Origin of the sequence: Primorskyibacter marinus, assembly GCF_003313245.1 — a bacterium.
Taxonomy (GTDB): domain Bacteria; phylum Pseudomonadota; class Alphaproteobacteria; order Rhodobacterales; family Rhodobacteraceae; genus Primorskyibacter; species Primorskyibacter marinus.
Genome location: NZ_QJSD01000001.1, coordinates 463,714 through 486,263, shown reverse-complemented (window position 1 = coordinate 486,263; position 22,550 = coordinate 463,714). Strand labels below are relative to the sequence as shown.

General features: G+C 61.5%; 24 protein-coding genes. 19 read left to right on the top strand and 5 right to left on the bottom strand.

The features are described 5' to 3' along the window. Window positions 1–25 precede the first annotated feature (25 nt). Window positions 26–823, top strand: a complete 798-nt coding sequence (locus tag DMZ65_RS02310) for a glycosyl transferase (RefSeq protein ID WP_116597259.1) — start codon at window positions 26–28, stop codon at window positions 821–823. A 121-nt stretch (window positions 824–944) separates the two neighbouring features. Here the strand turns inward: DMZ65_RS02310 and moaA are convergent, their stop codons facing one another. After that, complete coding sequence (gene moaA / locus DMZ65_RS02305) at window positions 945–1,952, bottom strand: GTP 3',8-cyclase MoaA (protein ID WP_116597258.1); 1,008 nt, start codon at window positions 1,950–1,952, stop codon at window positions 945–947. Between the two features lie 84 nt (window positions 1,953–2,036). On the opposite strand from moaA, the gene DMZ65_RS02300 reads away from it, so the two are divergent. After that, window positions 2,037–2,522 (top strand): hypothetical protein, encoded by a 486-nt coding sequence (locus tag DMZ65_RS02300; protein WP_116597257.1) that lies wholly within the window; start codon window positions 2,037–2,039, stop codon window positions 2,520–2,522. 114 nt (window positions 2,523–2,636) lie between these two features. On the opposite strand, the gene glmS is transcribed toward DMZ65_RS02300, so the two are convergent. Next, a complete protein-coding gene (gene glmS, locus DMZ65_RS02295; RefSeq protein ID WP_116597256.1) occupies window positions 2,637–4,460 on the bottom strand; it encodes a glutamine--fructose-6-phosphate transaminase (isomerizing) in 1,824 nt (607 codons plus the stop codon). After that, window positions 4,461–5,816 carry a bifunctional UDP-N-acetylglucosamine diphosphorylase/glucosamine-1-phosphate N-acetyltransferase GlmU gene (glmU, locus tag DMZ65_RS02290; protein ID WP_116597255.1) on the bottom strand — a complete coding sequence of 452 codons (1,356 nt, stop codon included), beginning with the start codon at window positions 5,814–5,816 and terminating at the stop codon, window positions 4,461–4,463. A gap of 116 nt (window positions 5,817–5,932) precedes the next feature. On the opposite strand from glmU, the gene DMZ65_RS02285 reads away from it, so the two are divergent. The 3 genes from DMZ65_RS02285 (at window position 5,933) to DMZ65_RS02275 (ending at window position 9,518) form a co-directional block, all read left to right on the top strand. Further along, a complete protein-coding gene (locus tag DMZ65_RS02285) occupies window positions 5,933–6,607 on the top strand; it encodes an HAD-IA family hydrolase (protein WP_116597254.1) in 675 nt (224 codons plus the stop codon). 79 nt (window positions 6,608–6,686) lie between these two features. Next, window positions 6,687–7,880: a DegT/DnrJ/EryC1/StrS family aminotransferase gene (locus DMZ65_RS02280; protein WP_116597580.1), complete on the top strand. Its 1,194-nt coding sequence runs from the start codon at window positions 6,687–6,689 to the stop codon at window positions 7,878–7,880. A gap of 57 nt (window positions 7,881–7,937) precedes the next feature. Next, complete coding sequence (locus DMZ65_RS02275; protein WP_116597253.1) at window positions 7,938–9,518, top strand: toll/interleukin-1 receptor domain-containing protein; 1,581 nt, start codon at window positions 7,938–7,940, stop codon at window positions 9,516–9,518. A 170-nt stretch (window positions 9,519–9,688) separates the two neighbouring features. On the opposite strand, the gene DMZ65_RS02270 is transcribed toward DMZ65_RS02275, so the two are convergent. Further along, window positions 9,689–10,147: a CreA family protein gene (locus tag DMZ65_RS02270; protein WP_116597252.1), complete on the bottom strand. Its 459-nt coding sequence runs from the start codon at window positions 10,145–10,147 to the stop codon at window positions 9,689–9,691. Next, window positions 10,147–10,626 (bottom strand): pyridoxamine 5'-phosphate oxidase family protein, encoded by a 480-nt coding sequence (locus tag DMZ65_RS02265; RefSeq protein WP_232824857.1) that lies wholly within the window; start codon window positions 10,624–10,626, stop codon window positions 10,147–10,149. The genes DMZ65_RS02270 and DMZ65_RS02265 overlap by 1 nt, the downstream gene beginning before the upstream one ends. 145 nt (window positions 10,627–10,771) lie before the next feature. Between DMZ65_RS02265 and DMZ65_RS02260 the strand changes: the two genes are divergently transcribed. From DMZ65_RS02260 to DMZ65_RS02205, 14 genes are all read left to right on the top strand, one after another. Further along, a complete protein-coding gene (locus DMZ65_RS02260) occupies window positions 10,772–11,935 on the top strand; it encodes an isovaleryl-CoA dehydrogenase (RefSeq protein WP_116597251.1) in 1,164 nt (387 codons plus the stop codon). A 79-nt stretch (window positions 11,936–12,014) separates the two neighbouring features. Then, a complete protein-coding gene (locus DMZ65_RS02255; protein WP_116597250.1) occupies window positions 12,015–13,622 on the top strand; it encodes a carboxyl transferase domain-containing protein in 1,608 nt (535 codons plus the stop codon). Between the two features lie 195 nt (window positions 13,623–13,817). Continuing rightward, the gene (locus DMZ65_RS02250) at window positions 13,818–15,770 is read left to right on the top strand and encodes an acetyl-CoA carboxylase biotin carboxylase subunit (protein ID WP_116597249.1); all 1,953 of its coding nucleotides are present in this window, start codon (window positions 13,818–13,820) and stop codon (window positions 15,768–15,770) included. 374 nt (window positions 15,771–16,144) lie between these two features. Next, window positions 16,145–16,510: an NADH-quinone oxidoreductase subunit A gene (locus tag DMZ65_RS02245; protein ID WP_084352401.1), complete on the top strand. Its 366-nt coding sequence runs from the start codon at window positions 16,145–16,147 to the stop codon at window positions 16,508–16,510. Next, a complete protein-coding gene (locus DMZ65_RS02240; protein ID WP_232824856.1) occupies window positions 16,501–17,118 on the top strand; it encodes a NuoB/complex I 20 kDa subunit family protein in 618 nt (205 codons plus the stop codon). Before DMZ65_RS02245 ends, DMZ65_RS02240 begins: the two co-directional genes overlap by 10 nt. Before the next feature lie 61 nt (window positions 17,119–17,179). Further along, a complete protein-coding gene (locus DMZ65_RS02235) occupies window positions 17,180–17,788 on the top strand; it encodes an NADH-quinone oxidoreductase subunit C (protein WP_116597248.1) in 609 nt (202 codons plus the stop codon). Beyond that, the gene (locus DMZ65_RS19625; protein ID WP_179141447.1) at window positions 17,788–17,961 is read left to right on the top strand and encodes a hypothetical protein; all 174 of its coding nucleotides are present in this window, start codon (window positions 17,788–17,790) and stop codon (window positions 17,959–17,961) included. Before DMZ65_RS02235 ends, DMZ65_RS19625 begins: the two co-directional genes overlap by 1 nt. Before the next feature lies 1 nt (window position 17,962). Next, complete coding sequence (locus tag DMZ65_RS19990; protein WP_269801525.1) at window positions 17,963–18,097, top strand: hypothetical protein; 135 nt, start codon at window positions 17,963–17,965, stop codon at window positions 18,095–18,097. Continuing rightward, a complete protein-coding gene (locus tag DMZ65_RS02230; RefSeq protein ID WP_116597247.1) occupies window positions 18,097–19,326 on the top strand; it encodes an NADH-quinone oxidoreductase subunit D in 1,230 nt (409 codons plus the stop codon). Before DMZ65_RS19990 ends, DMZ65_RS02230 begins: the two co-directional genes overlap by 1 nt. Window positions 19,327–19,330: 4 nt before the next feature. Then, window positions 19,331–19,624, top strand: coding sequence for a hypothetical protein (locus tag DMZ65_RS02225; RefSeq protein ID WP_232824855.1), 294 nt, complete (start codon window positions 19,331–19,333; stop codon window positions 19,622–19,624). Continuing rightward, window positions 19,621–19,923, top strand: coding sequence for a hypothetical protein (locus tag DMZ65_RS02220; protein ID WP_116597246.1), 303 nt, complete (start codon window positions 19,621–19,623; stop codon window positions 19,921–19,923). Before DMZ65_RS02225 ends, DMZ65_RS02220 begins: the two co-directional genes overlap by 4 nt. An 8-nt stretch (window positions 19,924–19,931) precedes the next feature. Beyond that, entirely contained in the window at window positions 19,932–21,257 is a 1,326-nt protein-coding gene (locus DMZ65_RS02215) for an NADH-quinone oxidoreductase subunit E (protein ID WP_116597245.1), read from the top strand. 32 nt (window positions 21,258–21,289) lie between these two features. Next, window positions 21,290–22,306: a helix-hairpin-helix domain-containing protein gene (locus tag DMZ65_RS02210; RefSeq protein WP_116597244.1), complete on the top strand. Its 1,017-nt coding sequence runs from the start codon at window positions 21,290–21,292 to the stop codon at window positions 22,304–22,306. Window positions 22,307–22,321: 15 nt separating this feature from the next. Continuing rightward, on the top strand, window positions 22,322–22,546 hold the full coding sequence (locus DMZ65_RS02205; protein ID WP_084352389.1) for a DUF5337 domain-containing protein: 225 nt from the start codon (window positions 22,322–22,324) through the stop codon (window positions 22,544–22,546). The last annotated feature ends 4 nt before the right edge of the window (window positions 22,547–22,550 follow it).

The following is a 22,550-nucleotide window of genomic DNA, read 5'->3' as shown; positions in this document are numbered from 1 at the left end:
CTGAAAGCCGCAGGAGGATCCGAGCTTGGTCGCCAATATCATCTGTATCAAATGGGGCACGCTGTTCGGGCCGGAATATGTCAACCGGCTGTATTCAGGCGTGCGGCGCAATCTGTCCCAGCCGGTGCGGTTCTTCTGCATGACGGAAGAAACCGGCGGACTGCACCCGGATATAGAGGTGCTGCCGCTGCCCGTCGAACCCTATGCAGAGCCGATGGCCGCAGCCCTCGCCGTGGCCAACCGGCAGGGCGCGATGCGCAAGGTCTCGCTATTTCGGCCCGGTCTTGTGCCGGATCTGGACGGCCCGTTTCTGGGGTTCGATCTGGATGTGGTCATCACCGGCGATCTGACCCCGATCTGGCAGATGCCCGCCGACAAGATCGCGATGCGCCATGACTGGACGGAAAAACGCAAGGGCCGCCCGACTGGGCACGGCTCTGTCTTTCGTTTCGATCCGGCGCAGCACGGCTATCTCTATAACGATCTCGCCGCCAACCCCTATGCAGAGGTTGAAAAGGCGCGCGGATCGGAACAGCGCTACACTTCGCACAAGGCGATGGATAATGACGACTTCGCCTATATCCCCGGCGACCTGGTGGTCAGCTTCAAATACGATTGTCTTGGCCTGCCGCCGATCAACTACCTGCGCGATCCCATCCTGCCACCCGAGGCGCGCGTCGTGTGCTTTCATGGACGTCCAAAAATGTCAGAGGCTGTCACGGGGTATAACGGGTCGTGGATTCGCCATTCGCGGCCCTGCGCCTGGCTGAAAGACCATTGGATTGACCGCGCCAAGGCTGATCTGGGCCGGGACTGGGCCTGATCCTTTCAGCTTGTCGGACCGGATAGTGCTTTCAGATCACTGCCCGAAGCGCGTCTACGCCGGGCCCACCGCATACCATACCTGACTGGTGTTATGCCTCGCGACTCGCAAGGCGGCGTGTTCAGCCGCCGGTATGGCTCATATGGCGTGACATCTGGCCGTCCAGCGCCTGTCTGGAATAGTCAAAGTCGTGCCCTTTGGGCTTGTGCGCGATGGCGTCGCGGATCGCGTCCCGCAAGGCGGCGTTGCTGTCGGGATGGTTGCGCAGGGCGGATCGGAGGTCGGCATTGTCTTCCTGCCCCAGACACATGAACAACTCGCCCGTGCAGGTCAGCCGGACCCGGTTGCAGCTTTCGCAAAAATTATGGCTGAGCGGCGTGATGAACCCAATCTTCTGTCCGGTCTCTTCCAGCCGCACATAGCGCGCAGGCCCACCGGTGCGCTCCGGCAGGTCGGTCAGCGTGTAATGCTGGCCAAGCGTCTCGCGCAGGTCGGACAGTGCCCAATATTGCCCCAGACGGTTCTCATTGCCGATGTCACCCATCGGCATGACCTCAATCCAGGTCATGTCCATGTCTCGCTCGGCGCACCATTCTGCCAGTGGCAGCAATTCGTCCTCGTTGAACCCTTTCAACGCGACGGTATTGATCTTCACCCGCATGCCGACCTTCTGGGCCGCATCAATGCCCCGCAAGACCTGCGGCAGACGTCCCCAGCGGGTGATCTCGGCGAATTTGCCTTCGTCCAGCGTGTCGAGAGAGATATTTACCCGGCGCACGCCTGCATCCCAAAGCGGCTGGGCAAACCGTTCCAACTGCGATCCGTTGGTGGTCAGCGTCAACTCGCGCAGCGCGCCGCTTTCCAGATGCCGCGACATGTCGTTGAAGAAGGTCATGATGCCCTTGCGCACCAGAGGTTCGCCCCCGGTGATACGCAGCTTTTCGACGCCCAGACCGATGAAGGTCGAACACATCCGGTCCAACTCTTCCATCGTCAGAAGCTCTTTCTTGGGCAGAAAGGTCATGTTCTCCGACATGCAATAGACGCAGCGGAAATCGCATCGGTCGGTGACCGAAACCCGAAGGTAGGTGATCGGGCGCAGGAATGGGTCTATCAATGGCGTGTTCATGCATTCAAGGTAACGTCGCGGAGGTCCGCCTGCAAGGGCTGCGCGGTCTGGACGCGGGGCGACGTTGGTCCTATCTTCACGGCCATGAAAACACTCACGCTTCCAGTTTCCCTGCTTTGTGTCGTGGCCCTTGCAGGCTGCGTCGATGGCCTGACGGGTACGTCCAGAACGGGCTCTGCGCCTGATGATGTTGCGCAGCAACAGCGACCGCAAGCGCGGCCTGCGCCGAAACCGCCTGCAAATGCCCGAACAGCCGAAGCCTTCGATACCGTCAGCCTGGAAGACCGCAAAGAGGCTGCGAAAGTCCCGTCGGGTGGCGAAAGCCGGCTGGGAACCACCGTTGCGTCACTGGGCGATCCTGCGCAAAGCGGTTTGTGGATGAAGACGCCGCTTGTAAAGGCCGCGCGCAAGGGCCGGGTGGTGTTTCCGGGGTCGGGAAAGTCGGCGCAGGTGGATCTGATCCCGCTGGACGCCGCACCCGGATCAGGTAGTCAACTTTCCTTGTCGGCGATGCAGCTAATCGAGGCCCCCTTGACCGACCTGCCCAAAGTCGAAGTCTACGGATCCTGACGCATCGCTTTCTACAGGATCGGGCAGATCTTTCATCAGGTCTTGTTTGCGCTTAACCGTCAAAGCGGGCCGGGTCGGCTTGCGCCTCCAGAGCGGCGAGCGCATCTTCCAGCGTCATTCCACAGTCACGGATTTTGCGAGGTTGCGCGGCTGGTCAACATCCGTCCCTTTTGCGATGGCCGTATGATAAGCCAATTGCTGCGCGGGCAGAGCATAGAGGATCGGCATCAGGATCGTGGCAACGCTGGGCAGGATGATCTGCTGCCAGACACCATCGCCCGCGTCCCGAAGACCTTCGGCATCTGTCACCAGAACGACCTTGCCGCCACGCGCCATGACCTCTTGCATGTTCGACACAGTCTTGTCGAACAACGCGTCGCGCGGTGCCATGACGACGACGGGAACGGTCTTGTCGATCAACGCGATGGGGCCGTGTTTCAACTCACCTGATGCATAAGCTTCGGCGTGTATATAGCTGATTTCCTTTAATTTCAAAGCGCCTTCGAGGGCGAGCGGGTACATCAGGCCACGCCCCAGAAACAGCACGTCACGCGCTTCTGCCAGTTTGCGGGCGACTTTGCGGACGTCCTTGCCGCGTTCCAGGGCGGCGTTCAGGGTGCCGGGCAATGCGCACAGATCCGCCAGATGGGCGGCAAGCTCTTCGGCGCTTATCTCGCCGCGGTCCGATGCGGCCTTGAGCGCGAGCAATAGCAGCACCACCAGCTGACAGGTAAACGCCTTGGTCGAGGCCACGCCGACCTCGACGCCCGCGTGGATCGGCAGCGCCAGATCGCTTTCCCGCGCGATCGAACTTTCGGGCACGTTGACGACCGACAAGATCCGCTCTGCCTTGCCCTGACAGTAGCGCAGGGCGGCAAGCGTGTCTGCGGTTTCGCCCGATTGGCTGACGAACAGGGCGGTTGTTCCGGCGGGGATGGGCGGTTCACGGTAGCGGAATTCCGACGCGATATCGACATCCACAGGGATGCGCGCATATTGTTCAAACCAGTATTTCGCGGTGAGGCACGCATAGGACGCCGTGCCGCAAGCCACCATGGTCAGGCGGTCAACAGCGGTAAAATCAATCCCATCACCGGGCAGGGCGATGCCCTTGCCATCCGGTGTCAGGTAGGACCGGATCGCTTCGGCCAGAACGGTGGGCTGTTCGGCGATTTCCTTGGCCATGAAATGTTTGTGGCCACCTTTATCGACGCGCGCGGCATCGGTTTGGATCTTCTTCACAGGGCGATCGACCACTGTGCCTGCCTCGTCGCGGATCTCGATCCTAGCGCGCGTCAGAACGGCGCGGTCGCCTTCATCCAGATAGGTGATGCGGTCGGTCAGTGGCGCCAGCGCAATCGCGTCAGAGCCGACATAGACCTCGCCATCGCCATGCCCGATTGCGAGTGGAGATCCCTTGCGGGCGGCAATCAGCAGGTCATCCTGACCCTCGAACAGAAAAACAAGGGCGAATGCGCCGTGCAGGCGGTCCAGTGTTGCCGTAGCCGCCTCAACCGGCGATTTGCCCTGTGCGATGTGGTGCTGCGTCAGAAGCGCCACGGTCTCCGTATCGGTTTCGGTGACAAATTTGATGCCCTGCCTTGCCAGTTCGGCGCGCAATTCGCGGTAATTCTCGATAATGCCGTTATGCACCACGGCGACGGAGCCGGCGCGATGCGGGTGCGCGTTGACCTCTGTCGGGGCACCATGCGTGGCCCAGCGGGTGTGCCCGATGCCAGCTTTGCCCACCAGTGGTTCATGCACCAACAGATCCGACAGGTTGACCAGCTTGCCGACGGCGCGGCGACGATCAAGTGCGCCGTCGTTGACTGTTGCAATGCCGGCGCTGTCATAGCCGCGATATTCCAGCCGTTTCAGAGCCTCCACCAACAGCGGGGCGGCCTCGTGTTTGCCCAGCACCCCAACAATACCACACATTTATGACGCCTCTTTTTTCTGCTTCGCCTTCTTGGCCTTGAGCATTTCAACCAGTTTTCGCGCCAGGCCCGGCTTGGTCTGCTGCTGGGCGCGCGCAATCGCCAGCGCCCCGTCCGGCACGTCTTGCGTGATGACCGATCCGCTGCCGGTCAGCGCCTCGGTGCCGACCGCGACAGGTGCCACAAGCATGGTGTTCGAGCCGATAAAGGCGCGCGCGCCGATCGTCGTCCGGTGTTTCATCACCCCGTCATAGTTGCAGGTGATCGTGCCCGCGCCGATATTTGCGGCGGCCCCCACCTCGGCATCGCCGATATAGCTAAGGTGGTTGGCCTTGGCACCTTCGTGCAGATGCGCGTTCTTGACCTCGACAAAATTGCCGACGCGGACGTTGTCATCGAGCTCTGTTCCGGGGCGCAGGCGGGCATACGGCCCGACAATGGCCCCCTGGCTGACATGCGCGCCTTCAAGATGCGAGAAGGCCCGGATACGCGCCCCGGATTCCACGGTCACACCGGGGGCGAAGACCACATAGGGTTCGACCTCTGCGCCGTTGCCGATCACGGTGTCGAAGGCAAGGATGACCGTGTCGGGGGCCTGCATGACAACGCCGTCCTCGATCAGTTCCGCACGGCGGCGGGTCTGAAAAGCGGCCTCTGCGGCGGCAAGTTCGGGGCGTGAATTGATGCCCAGCGTTTCGCCTTCGTCGCAGGTCACGGCGGTGGCGTTCAGACCGCGTTCGCGGGCGATGGCAACAATATCGGTCAGGTAGTATTCGCCGCTCGCATTGTCATTGCCGACCGCGTCGATCAAGTCAAACAGCGTGTCCGCATCGGCGCAGACCACGCCGGAATTGCACAGGGTGATGGCCCGCTCTGCCTCGGACGCGTCCTTGAACTCGACGATGCGGGTCAGGCTGGCACCATCGGTCACAAGGCGGCCGTAGCGGCCCGGATCGTTTGCCTCAAAGCCCAGTACCACCACATCGGCACGGGCGCGGGCGTCCAGCATCTTCAGCAGCGTGTCTTCAGAAATGAAGGGCGTATCGCCATACAGAACGATCACGTCGCCGCTGAACCCCTCAAGCGCTGTGCGGGCCTGTGCCACCGCATGTGCGGTGCCCAATTGTTCGGTCTGGAGGACCACGCGCGCCTCGGGGTGATGATCCTGTGCGGCGGCGGTCACCGCATCCGCGCCGTGGCCTGCAACGATCACCGTATGCTCTGGGTCAAGGGCTGCCCCCGATTGCATGGCATGCGCCAGAAGCGGTGCGCCGGCCAGCTTGTGCAGCACCTTGGGCAGGTCGGATTGCATGCGGGTGCCTTTGCCCGCGGCGAGGATGACAAGTGCGATGCTCATGCGGTTTCTCTTTGTTATTTCCTGCGGCCCGTTTTATCGGTCTGGTGATGGACTGCAAGCAGCGTGGTATCACGTCTGATTGCGGGTTGTGACAGGTAAGTGGGCAAGGACAGGCAATGCGGACAGTGATTTTCGACCTTGATGGCACGTTGGCGGATACCAGCGCGGATCTGATCGCTTCGGCGAACCATTGCTTTCGGGCGATGGGGGCGGGCGATATGCTCGACCCGGTGGCAGATGCCGCGACGGCTTTTCACGGCGGCCGGGCGATGCTGGCGCTGGGGCTGACCCGGCTGGATAAACATTCGGATGCCGAGGTCGAGCACTGGTATCCGGAATTGCTGGCGGCCTATGGCGCGGCCATTGACGTTCATACGACGCTTTATCCCGGTGCGATGCAGGCCGTGGCGGCCCTGCGCAACGCCGGTGTGCGGGTGGGCATTTGCACCAACAAACCCGCCGGTCTGGCCGAGACCTTGCTGACCCGGCTGGGGGTGCGCGATGCCTTTGCCTCCATGATCGGGGCCGATACCTTGCCGGTACGCAAACCCGATGCTGCGCCCTATATTGCGGCGGTCGAGCGTGCAGGCGGGTCGGTGGCGCAAAGCTGCCTGATCGGTGACACCACGACAGACCGCGAAACAGCCCGCGCTGCCGGGGTGCCTTGCGTGCTGGTGACCTTCGGTCCCACGGGTGAGGATGTCGCCGCGCTGGAGCCGGAAGAACTGCTTGCGCATTATGACGATCTGCCCGCGCTTGTGGCGCGTTTGCTGCCGGCCGTGGCGGCGTAACCTGCCGTCTGACGTTATCCCCTGACCCGCGCGCGCATTCGGTGATTGACCATTGCGCGCGCTGACGAAAGATTGCGACATGAGCGAAATTTTCACCGGCAGCTTCACCCAGCAGGAACCGATCAGCGAAGAGGCCATCACCGCCGCGCTGGAAGTGCTGCGCAGCGGACGCCTGCATCGCTATAACGTGGCCGAGGGGGAGGCGGGCGAGACCGCTTTGCTGGAACAGGATTTCGCCCGCATGACAGGCGCGCGGTATTGTCTTGCCGTGGCCTCGGGCGGCTATGCACTGGCCACGGCGCTGCGGGCGGCAGGGGTGGGGCCGGGCGACCGGGTGCTGACAAATGCCTTTACCTTGGCACCCGTCCCGGGCGCGATTGCCAGCGTCGGCGCGCGGCCGGTTTTCGTCGGCGTGACCGAGGATCTGGTGATCGACCTGGAGGATCTGCGCACCAAGCTGGACCGCGCCGAAGTGCTGATGCTCAGCCATATGCGCGGCCATATCTGCGACATGGATGCGCTTATGGCGATCTGCAACGCGCAGGGTGTGACCGTGATCGAGGATTGCGCGCATACGATGGGCGCGGACTGGGCCGGCGTGCCGTCGGGTCGTCACGGTCTGATCGGTTGCTATTCCACGCAAACCTACAAGCATGTGAACTCGGGCGAGGGCGGCTTTCTGGTCTCCGACGATGCAGAGGTCATGGCGCGGGCGGTGATGTTGTCGGGGTCATACATGCTGTTTGACCGGCACCTCGCCGGACCGCCGCCAGAGGCATTTGCCCAGGCGAAATACGACACCCCGAATATATCTGGCCGGATGGACAACCTGCGCGCCGCGATCCTGCGGCCCCAACTGCGGCAGCTTGAGGCGCAGAAGGCGCGCTGGAACGCGCGCTATGCGGTGATCGAAGAGGGGCTGCGCAACACGCCCGGTTTGCGGCTGATCTCGCGGCCGGAGCAAGAGGGCTTCGTCGCGTCGTCCTTCCAGTTCCTGCTGCTCGACTGGCCCGCCGAACAGGTGACGGATGTCTTGCGGCGCTGCGCTGCGCGCGGTGTAGAGATGAAGTGGTTCGGCGCGCCGGAACCCGCAGGCTATACCTCGCGCTATGACAGTTGGCGCTACGCGGATGCGGAAGCCATGCCCGCCACGGACCGTGTTCTGGCGGGGATCGTGGATCTGCGTCTGCCCTTGACCTTCAGTCTTGACGATTGCGCGCTGATCGCCCGTATCATCCGGGCCGAGGTCGGCGCGGTCTGGCAGGCCGCGTGACACTCTGCGCCTCATGCGGCGCTTGTGCGGCACATCTCTCGCTGCTTTACTAAAGCGATGTTGAAGGAACTGGATCGGATTGACGTGGCCGTGAACGGCAAGACGCGCAGCATCGTCCTGGCGCAGGGCAATCTTGCGCGGATTGATGCGGCGCAACGGGTCGATCTGCTGGTGATATCGGCCTTTCCGGGGGATTACACGGCCACGCCGACCTCGATGATCGGACAGCTGGCGCGCAACGGCGTGTCCGTGGCAGAGCTTGCCAGCATGAAAGCGATGGATCTGCGCGCCGAAAGCGGCGCGTGGCTGTCGCGCCCGGTGGAGGCTGCGGGCTTTGACCGGCTGGTCTGTTTCGAGCCCCAAACCCTCGGCGCGCCGCCCATCGTGGTCGGAGAGTTGTTCCGCGCTCTGTTTCCGTTCCTCGAATCCTTGGGTAGCGACGAAAGCCGCGATCACTCTGTCGCGATGCCGCTGCTTGCCACGGGGGATGCGGGCTGGAGCGACAGTCAGATGATGGCACCGCTGCTGGAGGCCGCAACGCGCTGGCTGCAACTTGGGCTGCCGATCTCGACGCTGTATATCGTGGCGCATAACGCGCCAAAGGCAGCTGCTATGAAAGCGGCTTTTTCCGAGTTCAAGGAAGATGATCCGCCAGCCTCGGGGACGTTTGCGCCAGTCGCGTCGGAATTTGCGTTTGAAGACGATAACCTTAAGGAAGCCGACGTTCCGGTAAGCGGTCAGCAAGCCAGCTTCGACTCTGCCGTGTGGAGTTCGCATGGCCGCTCTCGCGGGTCAGTCAGCCTACAGTTCGCGTTGCTGGTGGCGCTCGCGCTGTCTGGCTTGTCATGGGTCCTGATCGGTGCCGATGCAGTTGACCTGCTGTCGTTGGGACTTCTCGGCGTGATGCTATTGGGTCTTTTGCCCGCATATCGACTGGAAGTCCGCAGGAAGCGCGTATTCGGACTTGGGCAATCAAGAACCAAAACCCTTCTATTCGCGCTGATGACGATTGCTCCTTTTTTCCTCGTCGCAGTGATCGACCTGCAATACCGGTCCGTCTGGCCGCCATCCTGGACTGCGATCGTGTCGGCGGCGATCGGCGTAGGATTGGTGGCGGGTCTCTATGTCTGGTGGATCAGAGACAGTCTTTCCAGGCTCGGTCTGGTGCGCTCGTTGAGCAGGCAATTCAACAAGTTGGATGCGCCTGAACTTGTCGGGTATGACAAAAAGATCTTTCTGAGTTATTCGTCAACGGACGCCGATGCGGCAAGACGGGTGCTTGATGGCTTCCGCGTGGCGTCGCCCGGCGTCATGGTTTTCGAGTTCCGTCGCGACATTCCCATCGGCGTCTCCTATCAAACCCGCATCGATGAGGCGCTTGCCGAAAGCGACAGGGTTCTGTGCTTGCTCAGCCCCGATTATATCCAATCGCCGGAATGTCAGGAGGAGTTGATGGTCGCCCGGCTGCGCAACAAGCGCGCCGGGTTCGAGTTCCTCTGGCCAGTTTACTGGCGCGAGGTGCATGGCGGGTTGACGGACTGGCTGATGATCCTGAACCTTGCGGATTGCCGGGAATCCTCGGTCGCGCAGTTGGACCGGACAGTCACGCGGCTCGCCTCTGAACTGCTAAAAAACTGACGACGTTACGCGCTGGCTGGCCGTGGTTTTCAGCCATATGAGGGCAGGATGCCAAACCAGCCCGGAACACCCGGCGGTGCGCGCGAGGTCTGCGCATGACAAGGCAGTTCGGGAAAAGGCACAGAACTGTTCTTTTCCTTTAGGCCCTTTCCGGATGCAGTTTGCCGAACCTACTGGCCCGGTTGATACAGCGGCACGGTAGAGATCGCCACTTTTGCCGACCCGTCGGTCAATTCTGCTGCGTGGGCGACGTAGATCAATGTGCGGTTCGCCTCGTCATAGATCCGCTTGACCCGCAGGCTTTTCAGGATGATCGAGCGCGAGGTGCGGAACACGTCTTCGCCGCTCTCGTCACGATCAATGTCGCCCAGTGTGATCGGCCCGGTCTGGCGACACGCGATAGAGGCGTTTGACGGATCCTCGAACCAATTGCCCTTTGACAGCCGATCGATCAGCCCACGGTCGAAATAAGCGATGTGACATGTCACGCCCTCGACTTTCGGGTCGGCAACGGCCTCGATGACGATGTCATTGCCAACCCAGTCGACGCCGATTTCGCCCACCTGCTCTGCTTGGGCAAGCAGCGGCAGACAGGACAACAGGACGACGGCAACGTGCCGGTGCCTCATCAAAAGGTCACCGTGCCATGATCGCCCATATCGGGTTTCTCGTCGCTCATATGCGCCTTCGCAATCTCGTACAGGAAGCCTGCCGCGCCATCCGTGGCCCAGACCTCTGCCGTGGTGGGGGTCATCTTTACCAGGCGCACTTTATCATCGTCGCGGCCTTCTTCAAACCATGCCGCGACAACCGCGTTCCATAGTTCGTCAAGCTTCTTGGCGTCATCCACAATTTCCAGATGACCAATCACGCTGGCGTAGATATTCGCCTTGGGGTCCGCCACCAGAAACGTTGCCGAGCTTCCACGCACGGCCGCGTCCGCCACGTCTGTACCATGGGCGGTGATGAACCAGACGGCGTTATTGTCGCTATCCGCCATGGGCGACATCGGAACCGCGCGCCCACCTTCAGCCGTCATCATGCCCGCCTGCACGTTTTCAAGGCGGGTCCAGAAGTCTTTTTTCAGGTTCTTTTCCATCTGTGCCATTGCTGCTTTCCTTTCGCTCTTCCTGCTTGGCTACTCAACGCGTGCGCAGCGTCGCGGTTCCCTGGGATCGACCGGAATGCTTGACCGGAAGCCTTGAGGCGCGTAGTATTTGAACAAGTGTTCAATAAATCGGGGGGAGGCGTCTGTGTACAACGCTGTCATGCAATACGACCTTGGTGAGGATGTGAACGCGCTGCGCGAGATGGTGCATCGCTGGGCGCAGGAGCGGGTCAAACCGATTGCGGCCGAGGTCGACAGCTCCAACACCTTCCCGTCAGATCTGTGGCGCGAGATGGGCGATCTGGGTCTTTTGGGGATTACCGTGCCAGAGGAATTCGGCGGGGCAGGCATGGGCTATCTCGCGCATGTCATTGCGGTCGAAGAGATCGCCCGTGCCTCTGCCAGCGTCAGCCTGTCCTACGGCGCGCATTCCAACCTTTGCGCCAATCAGATCAAGCTGAACGGAACGGATGAGCAGCGGCGCAAATATCTGCCCGGTCTGATCTCGGGCGAACATGTCGGCGCGCTGGCCATGTCAGAGGCAGGCGCCGGGTCCGATGTTGTCAGCATGAAGCTGCGGGCCGAAAAGAAGAATGACCGGTTCGTGCTGAATGGCAACAAATACTGGATCACCAATGGCCCGGATGCCGAGACGCTTGTCGTCTACGCAAAGACCGACCCCGATGCCGGGTCGAAAGGCATCACCGCCTTCCTGATCGAGAAATCCATGTCCGGGTTTTCGACCAGCCCGCATTTCGACAAGCTGGGGATGCGCGGGTCCAATACGGCAGAGCTGATCTTTGACGGCGTCGAAGTGCCGTTTGACAATATTCTGGGCGAAGAGGGGCGCGGCGTGCGGGTTCTCATGTCCGGGCTGGATTACGAGCGCGTTGTTCTGGCCGGCATCGGCACCGGCATCATGGCCGCCTGTCTGGACGAGATCATGCCCTATATGGCAGAGCGCAAGCAGTTCGGGCAGCCGATTGGCAGCTTCCAGCTGATGCAGGGCAAGATCGCGGATATGTACACGGCGATGAACTCTGCCCGCGCTTATGTCTACGAGGTCGCCAAGGCCTGCGACCGGGGCGATGTGACCCGGCAGGATGCGGCGGCCTGCTGTCTTTATGCGTCCGAGCAAGCGATGGTTCAGTCGCATCAGGCGGTTCAGGCCATGGGCGGCGCGGGCTTTCTGCAAGACGCGCCAGTTGCGCGGCTTTTCCGCGACGCCAAGCTGATGGAGATCGGGGCCGGCACGTCCGAGATCCGCCGCATGCTGGTGGGCCGCGAGATGATGGGAGCGATGGGATGACGGGTGTCATGAATTTCAGGACCGGTGCCCGGAATGCCGTCCGTCAATGCATGCCCCTGTCCGTAACGGAGACTGCACCATGAAGATTCAATCCCAGGCGATCCCGTCCTCGGACGCGTTCAAGGCCAACACCCAAGGCCATCTGGAGGCTTTGGGGGTTATTCGCGCGGCGGCGGAACAGGCCGCAGCCGGCGGGGGTGAAAAGGCGCGGGAAAGGCACCTGTCGCGGGGCAAGATGCTGCCGCGCGACCGGGTGGCGAACTTGCTCGATCCCGGCTCGCCGTTTCTGGAAATTGGCGCGACGGCGGCGCATGGGCTGTATGATGGCGTGGCCCCTGCGGCCAGCGTGATCGCGGGGATCGGCCGGGTCGAGGGGCGCGAGGTCATGGTGGTGTGCAACGATGCTACCGTGAAGGGCGGCACCTATTATCCGATGACCGTCAAGAAGCATCTGCGCGCGCAGGAGATCGCCGAGGAAAACCATCTGCCCTGCATTTATCTTGTCGATAGCGGGGGTGCGAACCTGCCCAATCAGGACGAGGTTTTTCCGGATCGCGACCATTTCGGGCGGATCTTCTACAATCAGGCCCGGATGAGTGCCAAGGGAATTGCGCAGATCGCCGTCGTCATGGGGTCTTGTACGGCGGGCGGCGCCTATGTGCCTGCCATGTCGGATGTGACGATCATCGTGCGTGAGCAAGGCACGATCTTTCTGGCGGGGCCGCCTTTGGTCAAGGCCGCGACCGGCGAGGTTGTCTCGGTCGAGGATCTGGGCGGGGGTGACGTGCACACGCGGCTGTCGGGTGTGGCGGATTACCTGGCCGAGGATGACGCGCATGCGCTGGCCTTGGCGCGTCGGGCCGTGCGCAGCCTTGCCGGGCCACAGGATCCACCGTTCTTTGCGCTGCCGGGCGGGGCCGATCCCGCCTATGATCCGGCAGAGGTGCTGGGCGTCGTGCCGGCGGACCTGCGCACGCCCTATGATATCCGCGAGGTGATCGCGCGTATCGTGGATGGGTCGTGGTTTGACGAGTTCAAGCCGCGCTTCGGCGAGACGCTGGTCTGCGGCTTTGCCGAAGTCATGGGCGTTCAGGTCGGCATCATCGCCAATAATGGCGTGTTGTTTTCCGAGGCCGCGCAGAAAGGGGCGCATTTCATAGAGCTGTGCTCGCAGCGTCGTATCCCGTTGGTCTTCTTGCAGAATATTACCGGATTCATGGTCGGTCGGAAATACGAGAATGAAGGTATCGCGCGGCATGGGGCAAAAATGGTGACGGCGGTGGCCTCGACAAGCGTGCCCAAGATCACGCTGTTGGTGGGCGGATCCTTTGGCGCGGGCAATTACGGCATGGCCGGGCGCGCCTATCAGCCGCGCTTCCTGTGGAGTTGGCCCAATAGCCGGATCTCGGTCATGGGCGGGGAACAGGCGGCTGGCGTTCTTGCCACGGTCAAACGCGACGGGATCGAGCGCAAAGGTGGAACGTGGTCTGCCGAGGAAGAGGCGGAATTCAAGCGCCCGACGATCGAGATGTTCGAGCGTCAGGCCCATCCGCTTTATGCGTCAGCGCGGTTGTGGGATGATGGCTGCATCGACCCGCGCAAGACGCGGGATGTGCTGGCGCTGTCCCTGTCGGCGGCGCTGAATGCACCGATTGAGGAGACGCGCTTTGGTGTGTTCCGGATGTGAGCGGTGGCACCCGTCGCCCCGGCACGGGCGCGCCCACCCGCCCACCCCGCGCCCGTGCCGGGGCTCTGCCCGGTCCGTTTGCGCCGATCCCGTTGGGCAGGATGTTGCGGGACCGTTCCTGGGGTGACGGTTGGGGGAACCTGTGTTCTGGCGGTATGAAAAGACAACTTGCGTGAAGCGCGCGGAGGAAATGCGATGTTCGACACGATCCTGATTGCCAACCGGGGCGAGATTGCTTGCCGGGTGATACGCTCGGCGCAAGCGATGGGGCTGCGCTGCGTGGCGGTGCATTCCGACGTGGATGCGGGCGCCGCGCATGTGGCTCTGGCGGATACAGCCGTCAGCCTGGGCGGGGCCGCACCTGCGGACAGTTATCTGCGCGGCGATGCGATCATTGCGGCGGCGGTGGCGACCGGCGCGCAGGCGATCCATCCGGGCTATGGCTTCCTGTCCGAGAACCCGGATTTCGTCGAGGCGGTAGAGGCGGCGGGGCTGGTCTTTATCGGACCATCGGCGCGGGCAATCCGGGCGATGGGGCTGAAGGATGCAGCCAAGGCATTGATGGAAAAGGCAGGCGTGCCGGTCGTGCCGGGCTATCACGGCGAGGATCAGGATCCCGCGCGTCTGGCGCAAGAGGCCGAGCGGATCGGCTATCCGGTGATGATCAAGGCGGTCGCCGGCGGCGGTGGCAAAGGCATGCGCCTTGTCGAGCGGCCCGAGGAATTCGCCGATGCCCTGGCCAGCGCGCAATCCGAAGCGCGCGGCGCGTTTGGCAATGACGCCGTGCTGGTGGAGAAATTCGTGCAGCAGCCCCGGCATATCGAGGTGCAGGTCTTTGGCGACGGAACCCGCGCGGTGCATCTGTTCGAGCGGGACTGTTCGTTGCAGCGCCGCCATCAGAAGGTGATCGAAGAGGCTCCGGCCCCCGGCATGACGTCCCAGATGCGGGCCGCAATGGGCGACGCGGCGGTGCGTGCAGCCGAGGCCATCGGCTATTCCGGGGCGGGCACGGTGGAGTTCATCGTGGACGGCTCGGACGGGCTTCGGCCTGATGGATTCTGGTTCATGGAGATGAACACGCGGCTTCAGGTCGAGCATCCGGTGACAGAGGCGATCACCGGCGTCGATCTTGTGGAATGGCAGATCCGTGTCGCCGCTGGCGAGCCATTGCCCGCCCGGCAAGAGGACTTGCAGATCGGCGGTCACGCCTTCGAGGCACGGCTTTATGCCGAGGATGTTCCCAAGGGCTTTCTGCCCGCGACGGGGCGATTGTCGCATCTGGAATTTCCCGAAGGCGTGCGTGCCGACAGCGGTGTGCGCGCGGGGGACGAGATCAGCCCCTGGTATGATCCGATGATCGCAAAGCTGATTGTGCATGGTCCGACACGGGACGTGGCACTGAAGCGTCTGGCGCGCGCGATTGAGACCTGCGAGGTCGCCGGGACAGTCACCAATCTCGCGTTTCTGGGGCGTCTGGCGCGTCATGCGGGATTTGTGGCCGGAGAGGTCGATACCGGGCTGATTGCGCGCGACATCGACGCGCTGACCGCCGTGCCCGAAGTGTCGGATGCCGTCGTGGCCGAAGCGGCGCTGGCCTTGCTTGGATTGCTGGGGCAGGGCGATGCCGTGCAGGGGGTGCATCTTTGGACGCCGGTCGGCCGCAAGATCGACGTGCAACAAGGCGAAACCGTGCATGCCGTGACGGTCGAGGTGCTGTCGCGTGACCAACGCAGGGTGACGGTGAACGGATCGCAAATCCTTGCCACGCGCGTTGACGGTCAGTGGCGTTTTAATGGTCAGGCCGCGCATGGCAGCGTCACCACGGGGCACGACGTCACCGTATTTGCCGAGTATGGTCAGAGGTTTACGATGGTAGATCCGCTGGAGCGGGCGCTGGATGCGTCTGGCGGCAGTGATCTGGTCGAGGCACCGATGCCCGGTCTCGTTCGTATGGTCACGGCCCGTGTCGGCGAGACCGTGTCCAGAGGTGACCGCCTTGCGGTACTGGAGGCAATGAAAATGGAACACGCCTTGCAGGCACCGCGCGACGGTATCGTTGCGGAAGTGTTGGTTGCCGAGGGGGATCAGGTCGCGGCAGGTGCTGCGGTGATCCGGCTTGAAGAGGAAACCGACGCGCCAGAAGTTTGACATTGCTTGCCGCAAGGTCGCGCGGGGCTGATTGCCACGATGCCAAACGCTGGCACCGGCAATGGTGTGACCGGACAAACGCGTGGTTTACGTCCGGGAAGGCGCGTTGGTCGGCCCCGCGGTAATCTGTGTGCTGCCAAAGAGATGCGCCCTCGACGCTGCGTGGCGATTTCGCGGTCTGGCTGACAATTTGCCGCAACCGATGTTGTCTGGCCGCGATTTCTTGCCCTAAGTCGATGAAATTCAAATTCGTTTCGGCACTGCGAATATATGTGCCCGCGGTTGACCCTGACCGGTGCCGGGGCTAGAACCTGCTCTAGCCCATACCGTCTTGAGAAGGCGCGCTGCGGCGCGACCTGAAAGGAGCCTGTCACATGGAAGAGATGCTGAGGGAGTACCTCCCCATTCTCGTTTTTATGGCCATAGCGATCGGACTTGGCCTTGTGCTCATTCTTGCTGCGGTTGTTCTGGCCGTGCGCAACCCGGACCCCGAAAAGGTGTCGGCGTATGAATGTGGCTTCAACGCCTTTGATGACGCGCGGATGAAATTCGATGTCCGATTCTATCTTGTGGCCATTCTGTTCATCATCTTCGATCTGGAAATAGCCTTTCTCTTTCCCTGGGCCGTGGCCTTCAAGGATGTGAGCATGACAGGCTTCTGGTCGATGATGGTGTTTCTGGGCGTCTTGACCATCGGCTTTGCCTATGAATGGAAAAAGGGAGCCCTGGAATGGGAGTGACCGACGACAAGCCGCTTGTCACGGAAGTGCAGGGCGACGGCAAACAGGCGGACCGCATCAAATCCGGACCCTCCGCGCTGGCCCCTTACGGCACCAATACCGCCGGTGGCGATAACGAGGTCGCGACCCAGACCCTGAACGCAGAGCTTCAGGACAAGGGGTTTCTGCTGACCTCGACCGAGGACATCATCAACTGGGCGCGTACCGGATCGCTGCACTGGATGACCTTCGGACTGGCGTGCTGCGCGGTCGAGATGATGCACACGGCGATGCCGCGCTACGACCTTGAGCGTTTTGGCACCGCGCCGCGGGCGTCTCCGCGCCAGTCGGACCTGATGATCGTTGCGGGTACGCTGACCAACAAGATGGCACCCGCGCTGCGCAAGGTTTACGACCAGATGCCGGAGCCGCGCTATGTGATCTCCATGGGGTCCTGCGCCAATGGCGGCGGCTATTATCACTACAGCTATTCCGTGGTGCGGGGCTGCGACCGGATCGTGCCGGTGGATGTCTATGTGCCCGGCTGCCCGCCAACCGCAGAGGCGCTGCTATATGGCGTGATGGCCTTGCAGAAAAAGATCCGCCGGACCGGGACGATCATGCGATGATTTCGACATCCGCATTCAGCGCCCGCTGCGGCAAATACCTTTCAGCACCGGAGGCATTCTGATGACCACCGCCCTGCAAGAGCTTGGCACCCATATCGAGATCAAGCGCCCCGATTGCGTGCTGTCCTGGGATGTGAGCTTTGATGAGTTGACCGTGGATGTGGCCCGCGCCAACATCCACGGCTTTGTCGAGTTTCTCAAAGCTGACCGGACGTGTCAGTTCTCGACCCTCGTTGATATCACCGCTGTTGATTATCCCGAGCGGGCGCAGCGATTTGACGTGGTTTATCACTTCCTGTCGATGTATCAGAACCACCGCATTCGTCTGCGCGTGGCCGTGCGCGATGACGAGATGGTGCCATCGATCACCGATGTGCATGCCTCTGCCAACTGGTTCGAACGCGAAGTGTTCGATATGTTCGGAATCCTCTTTACCGGCCACCCGGACCTGCGGCGCATCCTGACCGACTATGGGTTTCGGGGCTATCCGCTGCGCAAGGATTTCCCGACCACGGGCTATACCGAAGTGCGCTATGACGAGTCGAAAAAGCGCGTCGTCTACGAGCCGGTCAGCCTTGTGCAGGAATATCGTCAGTTTGATTTCATGTCCCCCTGGGAAGGTGCGCATTACATCCTGCCGGGCGATGAAAAGCAGGAAGAGACAAAGTAATGGGCGGTTTCTGGTGGCTTGTTCTGTCGGCGTTGACGGCCATTCCGATGGTCAAGCTGCTGCCGTTCTTCGGCATAAATAAATACTGGGCAGCGGCCTGTCTTGTCCCCCTTGGCACGATTGCGCTGCTGTGGTGGATGGGCGTGAAGCTGCAAGAGTTGGAGAAGCGTTGAGATGATCCCGTTTCTGACCGAGATGATGCATTTGATTGCGGCCGGCCTTGTCTTGGCCAGTGGTGCGATCGCCATGACCAAAATTTCGCAACGACAGGCCGCCAAGGCGCTTGTGATTGCACGGAGGACAGTTTGATGGACGGCTCCAAATTCGATGACGGCAGCACCGACGCGCAGTCGGGCGAGCAGAAGATCCGCAATTTCAACATCAACTTCGGGCCTCAACACCCGGCGGCGCATGGTGTTTTGCGGTTGGTGCTGGAGCTGGACGGCGAAATCGTCGAACGCTGCGACCCGCATATCGGCTTGCTGCACCGTGGCACGGAAAAACTGATGGAAAGCAGGACCTACCTGCAAAACCTGCCCTATTTCGACCGGCTGGATTACGTCGCGCCGATGAATCAGGAACATGCATGGTGTCTGGCAATTGAAAAGTTGACCGGCGTCGAGGTTCCGCGCCGCGCCAGCCTGATCCGGGTGCTTTATTCCGAGATCGGGCGCATTCTCAGCCATCTGCTGAACGTGACGACGCAGGCGATGGATGTGGGCGCGCTGACGCCGCCGCTTTGGGGGTTTGAAGAGCGCGAAAAGCTGATGGTGTTCTATGAACGGGCCTGCGGGGCGCGCTTGCACGCGGCTTATTTCCGTCCCGGCGGCGTGCATCAGGATCTGCCGCCGCAACTGCTGGCAGATATTGACGAATGGGCCGATGAGTTTCCGAACGTTCTGGACGACATTGACGAGCTGCTGACCGAGAACCGGGTTTTCAAACAGCGTAACGCCGATATCGGCATCATTTCCGAGCAGGACATTCTTGATTGGGGGTTCTCGGGCGTCATGGTGCGCGGGTCGGGCTTTGCCTGGGATCTGCGCCGTGCCCAGCCCTATGAATGTTATGACGAATTCGACTTCCAGATCCCTGTTGGCAAGAATGGCGACTGCTTTGACCGTTATCTGGTGCGGATGGAAGAAATGCGCCAATCGCTGCGCATTATCAAACAGGCGATCGCAAAACTGCAAGCGCCCGAAGGGCAGGGCGACATTCTGGCCCGCGGGAAGATCACCCCGCCCAAGCGCGGCGAGATGAAGACCTCGATGGAGGCGCTGATTCATCACTTCAAACTGTATACAGAGGGCTTTCACGTCCCCGCAGGCGAGGTCTACGCCGCCGTCGAAGCGCCCAAGGGCGAGTTTGGCGTGTATCTGGTGTCCGATGGCAGCAACAAACCCTATCGCTCCAAGATCCGTGCTCCGGGCTTTCTGCATTTGCAGGCGATGGATTATGTGGCCAGCGGTCACCAACTGGCCGATGTGGCTGCGATCATCGGCACGATGGACGTGGTCTTCGGCGAGATTGATCGATGAAGGAATGACGATGACGCGACCGACGATCCTTTTGACCATTGCGGCGCTTGGCCTGACCGGCTGTCTTGCCCTGCCACCCGACGGTGTGTCGGCGGAACAGATTGCCGCCTATGACGCGGCTGTGGCTTCTATCGGCTGCGATATGGTGGCCGAAAGCGACTATCTGCCGGTGGAACTTCAGACCGGCTTGACGCGTGAGCAGGTGATTCAGGTCACCGAATACAAGTTGGCGCGCGAAGAGGCGGTAAAACTGTCGGATGGCGGCGTGCGGCTGACCACGGGGGCCTGCGCGGCATGATCCGCATCGGCTGTATACTGGCCCTGTGTGCCGCGCCCGCGCTTGCCGCCGAGACCGGCAAAGGCGATTTTGTCTACGTTTCGGATTTGGCCGCGCAGGGCTTTACGCCCTTTGCCACAAGCAGCACCGGGGGCGCGACCTTCGGAATGCAGAACGGCGCGGATCTCTACCTGTGCTTTATCGCTGACAACATGACCGACTCTGCCATTCGCCAGCAAGCGCTGGTGGCCGAGCTGAACGGAGAAAACCCCGACCGGACTGTGCCAAACATTCCCGTCGCCTGCGTGCTGACGCAATAGGAACGACCATGCTGAGACGCCTGTATCACGACCAACCGCAAAGTTTCGCCTTCACAGATGCAAATCTGGCCTGGGCCGAAGCCCAGATCACCAAATACCCCGAAGGCCGACAGGCCAGCGCGGTCATCGCGCTTCTGTGGCGCGCCCAGGAACAAGAAGGTTGGCTGACCCGCCCTGCAATCGAGGCTGTCGCCGAGATGCTGGGCATGGCCTATATGCGGGTCATGGAAGTGGCGTCCTTCTACTTCATGTTCCAGCTGCAACCTGTTGGAACTGTGGCGCATATTCAGATTTGCGGGACTACGTCCTGCATGATTTGCGGGGCCGAGGATCTGATGGCGGTGTGCCGCGAAAAGATCGCCGACAAGCCGCATGAACTGTCGGCTGACGGCAAGTTCAGCTGGGAAGAGGTCGAATGCGCCGGGGCATGTGCCAACGCGCCGATGGCGCAGATCGGCAAGGATTACTTTGAGGACCTGACGACGGAACGTCTGGCTGAAATTCTGGACGAACTGGCCGCGGGCAAGGTGCCGGTGCCGGGACCGCAGAATGGCCGTTTCGCATCAGAACCGAAATCGGGGCTGACCAGCCTGAAGGAATATGACAGCGGCCATACCAAATATAACGCGAGCGCCCAGCTCGCGACGGATATCGGCGATACGATCAAACGCATCGACGGTACCGAAGTGCCCTTGCTGGCACCCTGGCAGAACAAGGTGGATAGACCGGTCCCGGAGTCGGCTGGCCCTGCCAAGCAACCGAAACCCGGCGCGGATGAGACGATCGACGAGACGGGAATAGACAAGCGCGAGGCCGAAGCAAAGACCGTGGCCAAGCCCGTTGCCACTGCAAAGGCGGCGGACACGACCAAGACAAGACCCGCCGCAGAAAAAGGAACGGCGGATACGGCCGGACACCCCGAGAAATCTGACACATCCGGCAAAGCGGACGCGTCCGGAACAGCCGACAGCAGTGATGCGCCAGCCAAGAAAGCGCCATCTGGCGAGGCTGCGGCGAGCGCGGATACGTCTGCCACCGCAGGCTCCCGACCGGAAGCGTTGGAGGGGCCGCGTGACGGCAAGGCCGACGACCTCAAGCAGATCAAGGGCATCGGTCCAAAGCTTGAAGAAATGTGCAATTCGCTCGGATTTTATCATTTTGACCAGATCGCAAACTGGTCCGAGGCGGAAATCGCCTGGGTCGATGAGAACCTCGAAGGCTTCAAAGGGCGTGTGACCCGTGACGAATGGGTGTCGCAGGCAAGAACCCTGGCCGAGGGGGGAGAGACGGAATTTTCGGCGCGTGTTAAGAAAGGTGGCAAAGACGAAACGTAACCACCGCATAAGATTTTTCAGGGAGAGTCACGATGACCCAATCCGGTTCAGGATATAGCTGTCAGACCAAATGTTGGGGCTTGGCCGCGGCACTTGGTGTTGTCACACTGATACTGGCGCTCAGCGTCAGGGGATACGGGTGGGGCACATCGATTTTCCTTGGGGTGCTTGTGGTGGCTTTGCTGGGGCTTCTGCTGACTTGGTTGATGTGCTCGGACGTTCCCAAGCTGGGGCAGAGCATGCGTGCCAAAGGCATATCAAATGGGCCGGGAACTGCTGGTGCCGGTAGCGGTTCCGACAGTCCTATGTCCGTGGCGGGCGTGACCGGAACGGAAGCTGCACGCCCGGCGGCCAAGTCGTCGACACCCAATGCCGAAGCGTCCAAGACGGCTGAACCAGCGCCAGCTGAAAAGAAGGTGGTAGGCCAAACTGCCACCGATGGGGCAAGCGAAGCCAGCGCCGGGACCACGCCGACGGAGGCAGCGACAGCAGATAAACCGCAGGCCAAAGCGAAAGACGATGCCGCAGCCAAAGCCGAGAACGCGGATGTCGCGACGCCGAAGACAGCCGCCGGTGATAAGACGGCGAACGGGTCCGTTGTGAAACCCTCTGCTGTCCTTTCGGGTGAGGCGGAGCTGTCCAGCCGCAAGGGCAGCTGGAAATATGAGGCCGCCAAGCCGGATGACGCAAGCAACCCGGCCAAGGCTGAGCCGACATCGGCCGATAGCGGTGGTGATCATGACGGCGATGACGCGCTTGAAGGCTCCAAGCCCGAGACGCTGACAAAGGCGCGCGATGGCGGTGCTGATAACCTGAAGGAAATCAAGGGCGTGGGGCCAAAGCTGGAAACCCTGCTGAATGAAATGGGCTTTTACCACTTCGATCAGGTCGCCAATTGGACGGCGGACGAGGTGGCGTGGGTGGATGCCAACCTGTCAGGCTTCAAGGGGCGTGTCAGCCGAGACGATTGGGTCGAACAGGCCAAAATCCTCGCTGCCGGCGGGGACACCGAATTTTCCAAACGCGTCGACAAGGGCGACGTGTACTGACGGATACTGAATACTATGGGACGTGACCAAGATCAGCAAACGGCGCGGCAGGGACGGTTTGTCGCCCTTGTCATTGCTGGCTCTATGCTGTTTTGGATTGCGGCCCAATGGGTGGGACCGATGTTGGGTTTGCCGGGACGGTATGCCCTGCTCATAGATCTCGCTGTACTGGCCGCGCTCTTCTGGGCGATGGTCGTGACATACCAGATCTGGCGGAAACGCCGGGACAATGAAGGATAGGCAC